Raw genomic sequence first — 14,190 nt, forward strand, 5'->3', positions numbered from 1 at the left:
GGTCGTGGAGAAGCTGCGGCAGATGCACGAGCGGGAACCTGCCCTCACGGGCGCGGACCGGGACCCCGGCGGGCGGGCCCCGAGGGCTCACTAGCACATCTGCCGCGGAATCCGAACTCACGCCGGTTCATGACGATTCCCGGGAGCCGAGTGGACCGGAGAATGAGGGTAGCCTAACCTCTCCTCCGGGGGATTTCCCGATCATTCACATGTCCTCGGCGGGCGCTCCGTCCAGGGACGTCGAACTGAGGTGGTTTTGTGCGCGCTGTGCTCCGGGCATCGGCATCGATGGGTGTCGTCACCGTTCTCACGTTGTCAGGCTGCGGCTTCAGCGGCGGGGACGGGGAGGCCGATCGGACGGCCGACCCGGACCAGCGCATCGTGGTGGACAACTTCCGCGCCCCGGTGGCCGACTGGGCCCTGGAGAGCGACGCCGCCTACATCCTCTCCCTGTCCGGATGCCTGGAGACCCTGACCCGCTACGACGAGGTCCAGGGCGAGATCGTGCCGTCCCTGGCCACGGAGTGGCGCCAGGTCTCGCCCACGGAGTGGGACTTCACCCTGCGGGACGGCGTGCAGTTCCAGGACGGCACCGAGCTCACCGCCGATGTGGTGGTGACCTCGCTGCAGAACGTCCTGGACGCGGAGGTCCCCGCGCGAGCCTTCAGCCCGACCGTCGTCAGCGGCGTCGAGGCCGTCGACGAGCGCACGGTGCGGGTCACCACCCCGACGGAGAGCCCTCTGGTGCCTTACCGCCTGGCCAGTGTCAACACCGGAATCCTGGCCACCGCCGCCTTCGAGGGCGAGAGGGTGGACCCGTTCGGGCACTGCACCGGGCCGTTCACCCCCGTCTCGGAGCAGCCCAAGCAGTCCCTGACCCTGGACCGGAACGAGGACTACTGGGGCGGTCCGGTGCAGCTCGCCGGAGCCGAGGTGCGGTTCATCACGGACGGGGCGACGCGTGCGACGCAGGTGCAGACCGGCGAGGCCGATGTCTCCCTGTCCATTCCCGTCGCCAACCTGTCCGCGCTGGAGGCCGACCCCGAGGTCGAGGTCCTCAAGGCCGAGTCCCCGCGGACCGCGACGCTGTACATGAACAACAGCAGGGCGCCCTTCGACGACGTCGACTTCCGCAAGGCCGTCCGCTCGGCGCTGGACCTGGATGCCCTGGCCGGCAGCGTCTACGAGGGCGCGGCCCTGCCGAGCTCCGGGCCCTTCGCCCCGTCCGAGCCCTGGGCGGCCGAGGAGGCCGGGACACTGCAGCAGGACACGGAGGCGGCGAAGGAGCTGCTGGCCGCCGCCGGCTACACCGCCGAGCGGCCGCTGGAGATCATCGCGATCGTGGAGCGGGCGGAGTTCGCCGACGTGGCGACCGTGATCCAGGAGAACCTGAAGAGCGTCGGCGTCCCCGTCACCATCACCACCAAGGAGTATGCCGCGGTGGAGCCGGACCTGCTGGCCGGGGACTACGACATGGTGCTCAGCCAGCGCAACCGCCTGATCGACATCGCCGACCCGATCGGGTTCCTCACCGCCGACTACACCTGCGAGGGCAGCTACAACCTCAGCCACTTCTGCGACGAGGACTACGACGAGCTGATCGCCCGGGCCGCCGAGACGGCCGACACCGAGCAGCGCTACCAGTTGTACGCCGAGGCGGGACAGATCCTCGAGGAGCAGGCCGTGAACGTCTGGCTGGTCAACGAGCAGGCCATCGACGCGGTGCGCAGCGACCTGCAGGACTACGTGCAGGACCCGCTCTCGCGGTACGTGCTGCGCGCGGAGACGGCGAAGTCCGGCTCGTGAGCACGACCCGCACCAGCCGCGACCCGAGAGCACAGGGGCCTCGATGACGGCGTTCTTCGCCAGGAGGACGGCGACCCTTGGGGTCACCGTCCTCCTGGCATCCTTCGTGGTCTTCCTCATCCCCTACGTCACACCGGGGGACCCGGTGCGCAAGATCATCCGGTCGCGGGTCGCGGGAGAGGTGGTCGACGACGCCGCCGCACAGGGGCTGGCGCTCGAGCTGGGACTCGAGGATCCGCTGGCGGTGCAGTACCTGCGATGGCTCGGGAGGCTCGCCGGCGGTGACATGGGCCTGTCCTATGCCAGCCGGACACCGGTGATCGAGCAGGTGCTGCCCGCCCTGTGGATCACTTTGAGCCTGGTGGTCATGGCCCTCGGGGTGGCTGCCGCGGTGTCCGTGGTGCTGGGGATCGTCGCCGCCCTGCAGGAAGGGCGCCCGGCCGACCGGGTGATCACCACGGTCACCCAGGCCTTCATCGCGATGCCGGAGTACTGGCTGGCCCCGATGCTCGTGCTGGTCTTCGCCCTGCAGCTGTCCCTGCTGCCCTCCGCCGGCTGGGCGAGCCCGGCATCCGCGGTGCTGCCGGTGGCGGTCCTGGCCCTGCGCCCGATCAGCTACTTCACCTCGGCGGTGCGCGAGGGCATGCTCGAGGCGCTGGGCGCCGAGCACGTCGTCGCCGCCCGGGCCCGGGGGCTCAGCTACCCGCAGGCCGTGTGGCGTCACGTGATCCCCAACGGTCTGCTGCCCCTGACCACGCTGATGGCCGTGTGGTTCGCCGGGCTGCTGGGCGGGTCGGTCATCGTGGAGGTCGTCTTCGCGATCCCGGGCATGGGGAGGCTGCTGTTCGACGCCGTCCTCAACAGCGACATCCCGCTGGCCCAAGGAGGCGTGGTGGTGGTCGTGGGGCTGGCGGTCGCGCTGACGACCGCGGCGGACCTGGTGCACGGACTGCTGAATCCCCGGTTCAGGGGCCACCTTGGGTAGGCGGCCCGTGCTCGTCTGGGCGGCGGCGGCCGTCCTGGCCCTGATCGTGCTGTCCGTGGCCGTCGCGCCCTGGATCGCACCGTATCCGCCTGCCGACCAGGACCTGGGTGCCCGGCTCGCCCCGCCCGGCCCGGACCACTGGCTGGGCACGGACCACCTGGGCCGCGACGTCCTGAGCCGGCTGCTCGACGGCGGCCGGTTCTCCCTGGTGACCGCCGCGGCGGCCACCGCGCTGACCGCCACGGTCGGCACCGGGATCGGCGTGCTGAGCGCCCGGCGGCGGGGCTGGCTCGACGAGCTGCTCACGCGCACCAACGACGTCCTGCTGGCGCTGCCGGAGATGGTGGTGGCCCTGTTCCTGGTCGCCGTGCTGGGCCCCGGCCACCTGAGCCTGTTGCTGGCCCTCACCGTGACCGGCTGGACGCCCTTCGCCCGGCTGGCCCGGGCGCTGACCTACGACGTCTCGGCCCGCGGCTTCATCGAGGCCGCCCGCGTGCTGGGGTGCTCGCCGTCCTTCGTCGTCCTCCGGCACATCCTGCCGCACCTGGCCGGACCGTTGCTCGGGCAGGCCGCACTGCGGTTCGGTCAGTTCCTCATCACCGTCGGCGCCCTGTCCTACCTGGGGCTGGGGGTGCAGCCGCCGCAGTCGGACTGGGGGGCGATGCTGGCCGCGTCCCAGCCGTACGCCGCCAGGGCGCCGGTGACGATCCTGGCCCCGGGCCTGGTGGTCTTCACCGTCGCGCTGTGCGTGACCCTGATCGGCCAGCGGCTGGCCCACATGAGCAGCACGCGCATGCTGCTGCCGGCGTCGGCGCGGACGGAACGGGATGACTGAGCCCCTGGTCGTCGAGGACCTGCATCTCAGCCACCGGCCGGCCGGTCCCGGGGCCGGCGGCCGCCCGATCCTGTCCGGGGTCGACCTCACCGTGGCCCCGGGCGAGTTCGTGGCGCTGGTGGGCGCCTCCGGGTCCGGCAAGACCCTGACGGCCATGTCCGTCCTGGGCCTGCTGCCCGCCCAGGTGCACCGGGACGCCGGGACGATCCGGCTGGGCGGGACGGACCTCACCCGGGCCGGCGAGGCCGAGCTGACCCGCGTGCGCGGCGGCCGGATCGGCATGCTCTACCAGCAGCCCAAGCGGATGTTCAACCCGCGCCGGACCATCGGCGACCACCTCCGGGAACCGCTGAGGCTCCATGCCGGGCTCCGCGGCGCGCGGGCCCGTGCCCGGACGCTGGAACTGCTCGCCGAAGTGGGGTTCGAGGACCCCGAGTGGTGCGCCCGGGCCCATCCCCACCAGCTCTCGGGCGGCATGGCCCAGCGGGCCATGGTGGCCCTGGCCCTGGCAGGCCGCCCCGGGCTGCTGCTGGCCGACGAGCCGACGTCAGCCCTGGACACGGTGCTCGAGCGGCAGATCCTGGAGCTCATCGACCGCGAACGGCGCGACCGGGGACTGGGGGTCCTCTACATCACCCACAACCTGGCCACGGTGTCCGCCTACGCCGACCGGGTCGTGGTGATGGACGCCGGACGCGTGCAGGAGTCCGGGCCGGCCGGCACCGTGCTCAACGACCCACGGAGCCCGTGCACGAAGACCCTCCTGGAGGCGGCGGCCCTCACCCCCAGGGAGAGGCCGCGCGCCACCGACGGGGCGCGCCCTGTCGTGGTGCTGGACGAGCTGACCAAGCGGTTCGGCCCGAACCGGCGGAAGGCCCGTCCCGCCGTGGACCGGGTGTCCCTCGACGTGCGGGAAGGCGAGATCCTCGGGGTGCTGGGGCAGTCGGGCTCCGGCAAGAGCACCCTGGCGCGGCTGATCGTCGGGCTCGAGACACCGGACAGCGGTCGGGTCACCGGCCCCCCGGGCGGCGGTGGCACCGGTGCGGCGGGCTCGCACGTGCAGCTCGTCTTCCAGGACCCGCACGACTCCTTCGACCCCCGCATGCGCCTGCGCACCAGTCTGGAGGCCCCGCTGCTGCGGCACCGGAACGGCACGCCCGAGCAACGGCGTGCACGCATCCACGAGGTCGTGCGGGAGGTGGGCCTGGAGCCCGGGCTGCTGGACAGATATCCCGGCCAGTGCTCCGGAGGCCAGTTGCAGCGGCTCACCATTGCCAGGGCACTGCTGCTGGAACCGGCGGTGCTCATCTGCGACGAGGCCACCTCGGCCCTGGACGCGGTGACCCAGCGCACCGTCCTGGACCTGCTGCTGCGCCTGCACCGGGACCGGGGCCTGACCCTGGTGATGATCTCCCACGACCTGAGCGTCGTCCGCTACCTCAGCCACCGGGTCGCGGTGCTCTTCCAGGGCCGGCTGGTCGAGCTCGCGGAGACCTCCGAGCTCTTCACCCGTCCGCAGCACGAGCACAGCAGGCAGCTGGTGGCAGCGGCGCTGCCCCAGGTGTGCGCGATCCTGGACACCCACCGACTGCCCGAGGAGCACCTCGATGCCCTGGCGTGACCACCGGACCGAGACGCGCACCCTGCTGGGAGCGCAGCTGGTGTTCAACATCGGCTTCTACGCCGTGGTGCCGTTCCTGGCCGGAGCGATGGGCACCGAGTACGGCCTGGACGCCGCGGCCATCGGGCTGGTGCTGGGGGCCCGGACCTTCAGCCAGCAGGGCATGTTCCTGCTCGGCGGGATGCTGGCCGACCGATGGGGTGCCCGCCGGGCCATCCTCACCGGCTGCCTGGTGCGCATCGTCGGCTACGCGACGCTGGCGGCGGCGTCCGACTTCGCCCTGTTCCTCCTGGGCGCAGTGCTCACCGGTGCCGGAGGCGCGCTGTTCTCGCCCGCCCTGGAGTCCCGGCTCTCCCACGCCGACCAGCCGGCCGGCACACACGGGCCGGGACGGGGGAGGGGAACCCGGCGGTCGGTGTTCGTGTGGCTGGCGATCACCGGAGAGATCGGCGCCGTCCTGGGCCCGGTGCTGGGCTCGGTCCTCCTGGGCTGGGGGTTCGACGCGGCCCTGGCCGTGGGGATCGGGGTGTTCGCGGCGGTGACGGTCCTGCTCTGGTACCTGCTCCCGGCCGAACCCGCCCACGTGCCGGCGGGCCGGGACGTCGACGTGCCCGCCGCCGCGCCCCCCGCGGCCGGCTCCCGGTGGGCCTGCCTGCGCGACCGGCGCTTCGTGGCGTTCTGCGCACTGGCCGGGATGAACATGCTGGCCTACCACCAGCTCTACTTCGCCGTGCCCGTCGAACTCAGCAGGCGGGGGCTCGACGGCGCCTGGCTGGGCGCGCTGTTCCTGCTGGCCTCCGTGCTGACCCTGCTGCTGCAGCTGCCTGTCTCCGCCGCCGGCCTGCGCATGGGCCCCGGCCGTGCCCTGGCGGTCGGCTTCGCGCTGGAGGCCGGCGCGTTCGCCCTGGCCGCCCTGACCTCGATGCACCCCGGGACCGCTGCCGGCTCGATGGCGCCGCTGCTGGGCGCCGTCGCCGTCCTGATCCTGGGCCACATGCTCCTGACCCCCACGATCCTGTCCCTGATCCCGTCGTTCGTCCCCGTGGAAGGACTCGCCTCCGGGCGGGGCGCCTACTACGGGCTCGCCGCTTCCTGCGGCGGCGTCGCCGTGCTGGCGGGCAACGCCGTGCTCGGGCAGCTGCTCGATCTCACCGACCGGCACCACTGGTGGCCCGGCACCCCCTGGCTGCCCCTGGTCGTGCTCGCACTCCTCGCCGCCGCAGCACTGCCGGTCGTGCTCCGGGGGCACGGCGCCACCGGGGCCGCCGGCTCGTCCTCCAGCACGGCGCCGGCCAGAAGAGCCCGCTGACGACCGGCCGGCCCGGATCCGGGGAGCGCTGCGTCGACGAGCTGGTGGACCCGGCGCGGCCCACGGTCCCGGCCGGGGCACGGCACCCGCGGTCATGTCCGCCGCCGCGCGGCGCCGCCTTGGCGGGAGCAGCACCACAGGGCAGGATGGCCGCAACGGAGCACTGTGGCGCCGCGCCCCCGGGGGTGCGGCGCCGAGGAGGCGGGATGAGCACGCAGAGCCCTGGCGCGGACGTCGTGATGCCGGCGGCGTTCTTCGGGCACGGCAATCCGATGAACGCCCTGGAGACCAATCGGTACACCACCGCCTGGCGGGCGTTCGGGGCCTCGGTGCCACGGCCCCGGGCGATCCTCGTGGTGAGCGCGCACTGGTACATCAACGCCACCGCGGTCACCGCGATGCCGGCCCCGCGCACCATCCACGACTTCTACGGCTTCCCGCAGGAGCTGTTCGACGTGCAGTACCCGGCGCCCGGGCTGCCGGGCCTGGTCGAGGAGATCAGCGACACCGTCCACCCCACCTGGATCGGGGCCGACGTCGACAGCTGGGGGATCGACCACGGCACGTGGTCCGTGCTCGTCCACGCGTTCCCGGACGCCTCGATCCCGGTGCTGCAGCTGAGCATCAACGCCGACAAACCCCTCGGCTACCACCTGGACCTCGGGGCCCGCCTGGCGCCGCTGCGGGAGGCGGGCGTGCTGATCGTCACCAGCGGCAACATCGTGCACAACCTGGGCGGGATGGACTGGACGCGCACCGACGAGGGCTACGACTGGGCGAGACGCTTCAACGAGGACGCCAAGGAGCGCATCCTCACCGATCCCGTCGAGCTGGCGGCTCTGGACGCCCACCGCGACTGGGACCTGGCTGTGCCCACCCCCGACCACTTCATCCCGTCCCTGTACCTGGCCGGGCTCGCCGGGGCGGCCGGGTCCACGGACACCGGCGTGCTCGTGGACGGGTACTCCTACGGCTCGCTGTCGATGACGGCCTACACCTTGGGCATGGACTGCCCGCCGGCCGTCGGTGCGGGCGGGGCCCCCCGGCCGCCGGCCGACCTGCCCCCGGACGCCTCCAACATCTGAGGCCGCCGCGCGCCGGTGCCCCGCGGGGCCCGCCCGTCCGCCGGTTCCCCGGCGACTGGGCTCGGGCTACGACGTCGAGCTGTTCCTCGGAGCAGCCCCCGGTGCCACGGCACCGCCTGCGCTCGGGGAGGAGGCCATGTGCGGACACTGACCGTAGGAGTGCTCGCCGATCCGGGGCTGCCGGACAAGGTGGCCCGCAGCGTGGCCGAGGCACTGCCCCGGGCGGCCTCGGAGCACTCCGGCCCGGACGTCGTCTGGGAGGTGGAGGTCAGCCGCGAGACCCTGCCCCTGACCGCGGAGGGGGAGATCCCCCTGCTGGACTGCGCCCGCGGGCTGCGTGACGAGCACGGATGGGACTTCGTGGTGTACCTGACGGACCTGCCGCGCGCCTACGACGGGGACCCGCTGCTCTGCGAGGTCGGTGCAGCCGCCGCCGCGGCGATGATCTCGCTGCCGGGGCTGGGCGCTGACCACTTCTCGCGCAAGGCCTGCCGGCTGCTGGTCACGCTGCTCCGCTCGATCCGGGACGGCACCGAGGACCAGCCCACGCCGGCGGCGGTGCACCGGGCGCTGGGCCGGACGGCGACCGGTTCAGCGCCCGGCTGCGCCGGATCCTCCTCGAGGCCGCCGCGTCGCCGGAGGTACCGTCCCGGGGCCGGTCCGGCCCTGCAGCCGGCGGGCCAGGTTCGCCGGCGACGAGGCGAGACCGGCCGCATGCTCCTCCGCGGAGATGCCGGCGGGGATGTCCTCGGCGCGCACGTCCACGCGGGTGCCGCCCTCGGCCCGGGCGGCCTCCACCCGCGAGGCGGTGTCCCTGCGTGTCATGGCGACATCGTAGGACGCTGCCGCGCGGTGCGCCCCGGAGCCGGGCCTGCCGGTCCCGCACCGGCGGATGTGCCCGGCGCCACCGGCGGAGGGGACCCGGGCTCAGGCCAGCAGGGCCTCGGCGGCGCGGCGCCCGGAGCGCAGTGCCCCCTGGGTGGAGCCGTTGGTGCGGTGGTCCCCGCACACGTACAGGCCGTCACCGAGGGCGGCGGGCCGGTCGGTCACGAGCCCGGGCGGCTGCTCCGGCAGCGCCCGGCGCACCTCGTGCACGGTCAGCAGGTCCCAGGCTGCGGCGTCGGCGGACCAGATCGAGCCCAGCTGCCGGCGGACGTCGGCCTCGGCGGGCAGCTCGGCGCCCCGCGGCAGGAGGGCGGTCGCCTGGATCAGCGCCCGGCCGTCCGGGGCGTAGCTGGGGGCGGCGTTGCTGACCACCGCCGTGTCGATGAGCGGGCCGGCGGACTCCCCCGGCAGGACCAGGCAGCCGACCTCCGAGGGGGCTGACTCCGCCGCGAACCACCAGGTCGCCTCGCCCTTCATGGGGGTGTCCGGCAGGTCCAGGAGCCGGGCGGCCGCAGGGCCCTCGGTGGCCACGACCACGCAGGGCGCCCGCCAGGCGGCGTCGCCGGCGCCCACGGTCCACCCGTTCCCGGTGCGCTCCACCACGTCCACGCGGGTGTCGAGGACGGCCGGGGCGCGGAGCCCGTCGTGGATCCAGGCCGGGAGCGCGCCCATGCCCCCGGCCGGCAGACCCGGCGTGCCGAGCAGGAACCAGCCGACGAGCTCGCGCACGAAGGCGGCCGAGGTGCGGCCCTCGTCCTCGAGGATCACGCCGGCCAGGAACGGCTCGAGCACCCCGTCCCGCAGCGGTCCCCGCACCCCGGCGGCGTCGAGCGACTCGTGCCAGGCCCGGTCCCGCTGCTCCTGGCGCCGCGCGCGGGGGTCCAGCCCCGGGGCGAGCCAGGCCGCCAGGGCGGGCAGCCGGCGCAGCTCCACGAGCGGGCTGCGCAGCGTCCCCGGCAGCCGGCCGGGGACGCGCCGGGGGTCCGCGAGGACGTCGATGCCGTCGCCGCGGCGGACCCCGGCCGCGGCGTCGAACCTCTGGATCTCCAGGGCCGCGACGTCCACGCTGCGGCGCAGCTCGGTGTAGGCGGGATTGAGCACCTGGAACCCGCGGTCGCACCGGTGGCCGTCGACCGTGTCGGTGCGGATCCGGCCCCCGATCCCGTCGGAGGCCTCCAGGACCAGCACGTCCAGTCCGTGCCGCTCGAGCAGGTGGGCGCACTGCAGGCCGGCGAGCCCGGCGCCGACGACGACGACATCGTGGTCCACGGGGACCTCCTAGCGGATCGGGGCGGCGGGGGCCGGCTGCGCGGCCGGCGCCGCGGCCCGGGCGGGGATCGTGAACAGCGCCGACTCTACGGTCAGGCCCGGTCCGAACGCCAGGGCGCAGACGGTGCGGGCCTCGCCCGCGGGGGCCGCGTCGATCACCTGGCGCAGGACGTGCAGGACGGTCACGCTGCTCATGTTGCCGCGCGTCGCGAGGACGTCGCGGGACTCCCGCAGGGCCTCGGGTGGCAGCCCGAGGGTGTCCTCGAGCTTGTCGAGGATGCCCCGGCCGCCCGGGTGGAGGGCCCAGTCGGTGATGCTGTCCCGGTCCACGGTCCCCTCCGGCCCGTCCAGCAGCGCCGCCAGGGCGGTGTGGATGTTGTCCTCGAGGACCTGGGGCACCGCGGCGCCGAGGATCATCTCGAAGCCGGTGTCGCCGATGGTCCAGGCCATGGCCGCTTCGCCGTCGGGGATCACGAGGGTGCGGAACCGGTCGAGCTCGAGCAGCGGCGTGACGCCCTCGGGCCTCCTCGCGCTGACCACTGCCGCCGCCGCGCCGTCGGCGAAGAGGGCGGCCCCCCGGATCGTGTCGGTGTCCCGGGCCGGGCGCAGGTGCAGCGTGCACAGCTCCACGGCCACCAGCAGGACCACGGCGTCCGGGTCCGCCGTGGCGATGGCCGCGGCCTGGCGCAGCCCGATCAGCCCGCCGTGGCAGCCCATGAAGCCGATGTGCGCGCGCCGGACAGCCGGGTCGAGGCCGAGGTCCCGAACCAGCTGGTAGTCGGGGCCCGGGGCGAAGAAGCCGGTGCAGGAGACGGTCACCACGTCGGTGACGGCCGCGGGGTCCAGTCCCGGGCAGCGTGCCAGGGCGTCCCGCGCGGCCTCGGCGAAGAGCGCCGGAGCCCGCTCCACGTAGGTCCGGTTCCGAACGCCGGTCAGGGGGGCCAGGAACCGGCCGTCCGTGGTGATGTAGGGGGACCCGGCGCGGGCGTCGTCCTCGACCAGCTCGGAGAGCACCGTGTGCCGGCGCTCGACCCCCGAGGCGCCGAAGACCGTGCGCAGCAGCCGGGCGTTGAGCCGGTCGGTGCCGGGCTGGGCCTGGTAGAGGTCCTGGGCGTCGGTCTGCTCGAGCACGTGCGGTGGGAGGGCGGTGCCGAGGGACAGGAGTGCGGGCGTCATCCCGTCCAGTATCCGTCCTGGCACCGACAGGTGCCACGGAGGGCGCGCGGGGGCCGGGCGGGCCCGCGCACGGCGGGCCCGCCCGGGGCGGTCTCAGGCAGTGGTGGTCGCGGCGTCGAAGTCCAGGCGCGGCAGCCGGTCGTGGCGCGGGGCGGCAGGGGCGCCGATGTTCACGACCATCAGCGAGCGCAGGCTCGTCCCCGCGTGGAACTCGGCGTCCACTCCGGGGGCGTCGAAACCGCCCATGGGGCCTGCGGCCAGGCCCACGGCGCGCACGGCCAGCACGAAGTACCCGGCCTGCAGATGGGCGTTGTCACGGCCCCACCGGTCGCGCAGCTCCTCGTTGCCGGCGAACATCTCCTGGTTGGCGGCGGCGGTCGGGAAGACGACGGGCAGGTGCTCGTGCCAGTCGACGTCGTAGCTGAGCACCGCGACGACGGGCGCGGCGGCCGTCTTCGCGCGGTTGCCCTCGGCCATGTGGGGGAGCAGGCGCTCCCGGGCCTCCGCGGAGCGGATCCACGTCACGCGCAGCGGCTGGATGTTCATGGCGGTGGGGCCCATCTTGGCGAGCTCGAACGCCGCGCGGAGCTGCTCGTCGGTCACCGGCTCGTCGAGGAACTCGGAGGCCGTGCGGGCCTCGCGGAAGAGCAGGTCGGCGGCCAGGGCGTCGAGGATGAGCGGGTCCTGCAGGGTCTCGGGGGCCATGGGGTGTCCTTTCGGGGGCACGGTCACGTTGGTGTACATGTCAACAAAGGCGGGCGCGGATCTATGCCGGGCCGGTCTGTGCCGTCCGTCACGTCGTGGCAGGTCCTGCCGGATATCCTGGCCGCATGCCCCTCCGCCGCCCGCAGCTCCTGTCCGGTGCGGATCCCCGCGGCGCCCGCTCCCGCGCGGACGAGGCGCGCGCCCTGCGCATGGGCGTGGCCCTGTGCGGAACGGGCGTGCTCCACCTCGCCCGGCCCGCCGCGTTCGAGGGGCTGATCCCCCGGTCGTTGCCGGGGTCCCCCCGGTCCTGGGCGCTGGGCTCCGGGGTGGCGGAGCTCGGCGTGGGCGCGATGCTCCTCCACCCCGGCACCCGCCGCGCCGGCGGCCGGGCGGCGGCGGCCCTCTTCGTGGGCGTGTGGCCGGGCAACGTCACCATGGCCTGGCGCGCCCGCCGGGGCTCCCCGCTGCGCCGGGCGGTGACGCTGGTGCGGCTCCCGCTGCAGGTCCCCCTGATCACCGGAGCGCTGCGCATCGCCCGGGCGGGCTGAGCGCCCGCCGCCCGGCCCGCAGGGTTCGCATTCGGTCACACGTGCACACCCTCTCTACGCTGGGCAGAGCACAGGAGCGGGGGGCTCCGGTTCCGCAGGGGATCTCTCTCGCTCCAGTCCATCGGGGGGTGGGCCGTGCGCACCGTGCCGCCTCCCGTCCCGACGGCCGGAGGATTCCTTGACGCCCACCCGCAGCTCCACCGCTTCCCTCGCGCTCGCTGCCGCTCTCGCCCTCGTCCCCCTCGGCTCTGCCGCAGCGGTGGACGGTGCCGCCCCGGCCGTCCGACCGCTCCCCGAGGCCGCCGGCACCGCTCCCGGGGCCGGCCCCGCAGCGGGCGCGGCGGTGGCCACCGACCGCGTCGTCGTGCAGTTCCAGGACGGCGACGTCCCCGGGGACTCCCGCGACGCGGTGTACGCGCAGGCCGCCGAGCGCTCCGGGGGGACCGGGCTCGTGGAGACCGCGGTCACCGCGGACGGTGCGCAGGTGGTGCGTGCGGACGGGATGCTGGCCGGCGCCGAGCTCGAGGCGCTGACCACCGCCCTGGAGCAGGACCCCGCCGTGGAGTACGCGCAGCCCGACCTCCTGGCGACCACCAGCGCCGTCCCGAACGACCCGTCCTACGCCGCGCTGCAGTGGAACCTGTGGGACGACCCGGCCGGCCTGGGCATGCCCCTCGCATGGGACCGGGCCACCGGCGCCGGGCAGACCATCGCCGTCGTGGACACGGGCATCACCTCCCACCCCGACCTGGACGCGAACGTCCTGCCCGGCTACGACTTCGTCTCCACGGCCCAGAACGGACGGGACGGCGACGGCTGGGACCCCGACCCGACCGACATGGGCGACCACCCCGACGCCGCGCTGTGCCCCAGCAGCACCATGCCCCCGGACTCCACCTGGCACGGCACCCACACGGCCGGCATCGCCGCGGCCGAGGCGGACAACGGCCAGGGCATCGCGGGGGTGGCCCCGGACGCGAAGATCCTCCCGGTCCGCGCCGTGGGCGCCTGCAGCCAGGGGTACATCACCGACGTCGCCGCCGGCGTCCGGTGGGCCGCCGGCGCCCCGGTGGCCGGCGCCGCCGCCAACCCGAACCCCGCGACGGTCATCAACCTCAGCCTCGGCGTCCCGGGGGAGTGCCCGGCAGTACTGCAGTCCGCGATCAGCGAGGCCCTGGGCCGAGGGATCCCCGTGGTGGCGGCCGCCGGCAACCAGGGCGTCAACGCCGCGCAGTCCGCCCCGGCCAACTGCGCCGGCGTGATCTCGGTCGCCGCGACGGACGTCGCGGGTGCCCTGTCCGCCTACTCCAACTTCGGCGCGGTCACGCTCGCGGCCCCCGGAGGGGACCCCTACGGGCCGGTCCTCTCGACCGGCAACACCGGGACCCAGGCCCTCGGCGCGCCCACCTACACGCAGCACAACGGCACGTCCATGGCGGCGCCGGCGGTCTCCGGCACCGTGGCGCTGCTCCGCGAGGTCTCGCCGGAGCTCGGCGTGGCGGGCCTCCGGGAGGCCCTGACCTCCACGGCCCGGCAGGCCCCCGGCGGATGCGCTCCCGGGTGCGGCGCCGGCATCGTGGACCCGGTCTCCGCGCTGATCGCGGTGCAGGGCGGCGAGCCCTTCGCCACCCGGGGGGGCATCGGGGCGCTGCACCGGAAGATCAGCACGACCACCGGTGAGGCCCGTTCCCGGGAGCTGTGCGCTCTGGGCGGCACGCCCTGCTTCCAGGAGTTCGCCAACGGGTGGATCGTCTGGGACGCCGGTCACGGCGCCCGCTGGCATCAGGTCCTGTCGACCCGGTGGTGGGAGCTTGCCTCCGCCCGCTGACTCCCCGGTCCACCCGGCGCCGTCCACCTCCGCGGGGTGGGCGGCGCCGTCGTCCCCGGCTCGTCCCTCCGGAGGGCCAGCGGTACAACGAAATACATGGATCTTCCCATTCGGTAACAAAAGCAACCGCTCCGTACG

Annotated in this window: 12 protein-coding genes; 8 read left to right on the top strand and 4 right to left on the bottom strand. The window is 74.5% G+C overall.

Annotation, left to right across the window (positions count from 1 at the left end; translation table 11 throughout):
• The first annotated feature begins 288 nt into the window (after positions 1 to 288).
• The 6 genes from ABD220_RS12355 (at position 289) to ygiD (ending at position 7,641) form a co-directional block, all read left to right on the top strand.
• Entirely contained in the window at positions 289 to 1,806 is a 1,518-nt protein-coding gene (locus ABD220_RS12355) for an ABC transporter substrate-binding protein (RefSeq protein ID WP_344123115.1), read from the top strand.
• Between the two features lie 43 nt (positions 1,807 to 1,849).
• Complete coding sequence (locus ABD220_RS12360; protein ID WP_344123002.1) at positions 1,850 to 2,791, top strand: ABC transporter permease; 942 nt, start codon at positions 1,850 to 1,852, stop codon at positions 2,789 to 2,791.
• Entirely contained in the window at positions 2,784 to 3,626 is an 843-nt protein-coding gene (locus tag ABD220_RS12365; protein WP_344123004.1) for an ABC transporter permease, read from the top strand. Before ABD220_RS12360 ends, ABD220_RS12365 begins: the two co-directional genes overlap by 8 nt.
• Positions 3,619 to 5,247 (top strand): nickel ABC transporter ATP-binding protein NikE, encoded by a 1,629-nt coding sequence (gene nikE, locus ABD220_RS12370; RefSeq protein ID WP_344123006.1) that lies wholly within the window; start codon positions 3,619 to 3,621, stop codon positions 5,245 to 5,247. The genes ABD220_RS12365 and nikE overlap by 8 nt, the downstream gene beginning before the upstream one ends.
• On the top strand, positions 5,234 to 6,556 hold the full coding sequence (locus ABD220_RS12375) for an MFS transporter (RefSeq protein WP_344123008.1): 1,323 nt from the start codon (positions 5,234 to 5,236) through the stop codon (positions 6,554 to 6,556). The genes nikE and ABD220_RS12375 overlap by 14 nt, the downstream gene beginning before the upstream one ends.
• Before the next feature lie 206 nt (positions 6,557 to 6,762).
• Entirely contained in the window at positions 6,763 to 7,641 is an 879-nt protein-coding gene (ygiD, locus tag ABD220_RS12380; protein WP_344123010.1) for a 4,5-DOPA-extradiol-dioxygenase, read from the top strand.
• Between the two features lie 591 nt (positions 7,642 to 8,232).
• Here ygiD and ABD220_RS12385 read toward each other — a convergent pair.
• From ABD220_RS12385 to ABD220_RS12400, 4 genes are all read right to left on the bottom strand, one after another.
• Positions 8,233 to 8,466: an SRPBCC family protein gene (locus tag ABD220_RS12385; RefSeq protein ID WP_344123012.1), complete on the bottom strand. Its 234-nt coding sequence runs from the start codon at positions 8,464 to 8,466 to the stop codon at positions 8,233 to 8,235.
• Positions 8,467 to 8,568: 102 nt separating this feature from the next.
• Complete coding sequence (locus tag ABD220_RS12390) at positions 8,569 to 9,795, bottom strand: NAD(P)/FAD-dependent oxidoreductase (RefSeq protein ID WP_344123014.1); 1,227 nt, start codon at positions 9,793 to 9,795, stop codon at positions 8,569 to 8,571.
• A 9-nt stretch (positions 9,796 to 9,804) separates the two neighbouring features.
• A complete protein-coding gene (locus tag ABD220_RS12395; RefSeq protein WP_344123016.1) occupies positions 9,805 to 10,971 on the bottom strand; it encodes a type III polyketide synthase in 1,167 nt (388 codons plus the stop codon).
• Between the two features lie 93 nt (positions 10,972 to 11,064).
• Positions 11,065 to 11,676, bottom strand: coding sequence for a malonic semialdehyde reductase (locus tag ABD220_RS12400; protein WP_344123018.1), 612 nt, complete (start codon positions 11,674 to 11,676; stop codon positions 11,065 to 11,067).
• Positions 11,677 to 11,801: 125 nt separating this feature from the next.
• On the opposite strand from ABD220_RS12400, the gene ABD220_RS12405 reads away from it, so the two are divergent.
• Entirely contained in the window at positions 11,802 to 12,224 is a 423-nt protein-coding gene (locus ABD220_RS12405; RefSeq protein ID WP_344123020.1) for a DoxX family protein, read from the top strand.
• Between the two features lie 178 nt (positions 12,225 to 12,402).
• Positions 12,403 to 14,052, top strand: coding sequence for a S8 family serine peptidase (locus ABD220_RS12410; RefSeq protein ID WP_344123022.1), 1,650 nt, complete (start codon positions 12,403 to 12,405; stop codon positions 14,050 to 14,052).
• Positions 14,053 to 14,190 lie beyond the last annotated feature (138 nt).

Origin of the sequence: Kocuria aegyptia (assembly GCF_039530085.1) — a bacterium.
Taxonomy (GTDB): Bacteria; Actinomycetota; Actinomycetes; order Actinomycetales; family Micrococcaceae; genus Kocuria; species Kocuria aegyptia.

Excerpts from the sequence above, each read along its gene's own strand:
- ABD220_RS12355 (WP_344123115.1), top strand. The coding sequence starts at position 289 with ATGGGTGTCGTCACCGTTCTCACGTTGTCAGGCTGCGGCTTCAGCGGC.
- ABD220_RS12360 (WP_344123002.1), top strand. The coding sequence starts at position 1,850 with ATGACGGCGTTCTTCGCCAGGAGGACGGCGACCCTTGGGGTCACCGTC.
- nikE (WP_344123006.1), top strand. The coding sequence starts at position 3,619 with ATGACTGAGCCCCTGGTCGTCGAGGACCTGCATCTCAGCCACCGGCCG.
- ABD220_RS12375 (WP_344123008.1), top strand. The coding sequence starts at position 5,234 with ATGCCCTGGCGTGACCACCGGACCGAGACGCGCACCCTGCTGGGAGCG.
- ygiD (WP_344123010.1), top strand. The coding sequence starts at position 6,763 with ATGAGCACGCAGAGCCCTGGCGCGGACGTCGTGATGCCGGCGGCGTTC.
- ABD220_RS12385 (WP_344123012.1), bottom strand. The coding sequence starts at position 8,466 with ATGACACGCAGGGACACCGCCTCGCGGGTGGAGGCCGCCCGGGCCGAG.
- ABD220_RS12395 (WP_344123016.1), bottom strand. The coding sequence starts at position 10,971 with ATGACGCCCGCACTCCTGTCCCTCGGCACCGCCCTCCCACCGCACGTG.
- ABD220_RS12400 (WP_344123018.1), bottom strand. The coding sequence starts at position 11,676 with ATGGCCCCCGAGACCCTGCAGGACCCGCTCATCCTCGACGCCCTGGCC.
- ABD220_RS12405 (WP_344123020.1), top strand. The coding sequence starts at position 11,802 with ATGCCCCTCCGCCGCCCGCAGCTCCTGTCCGGTGCGGATCCCCGCGGC.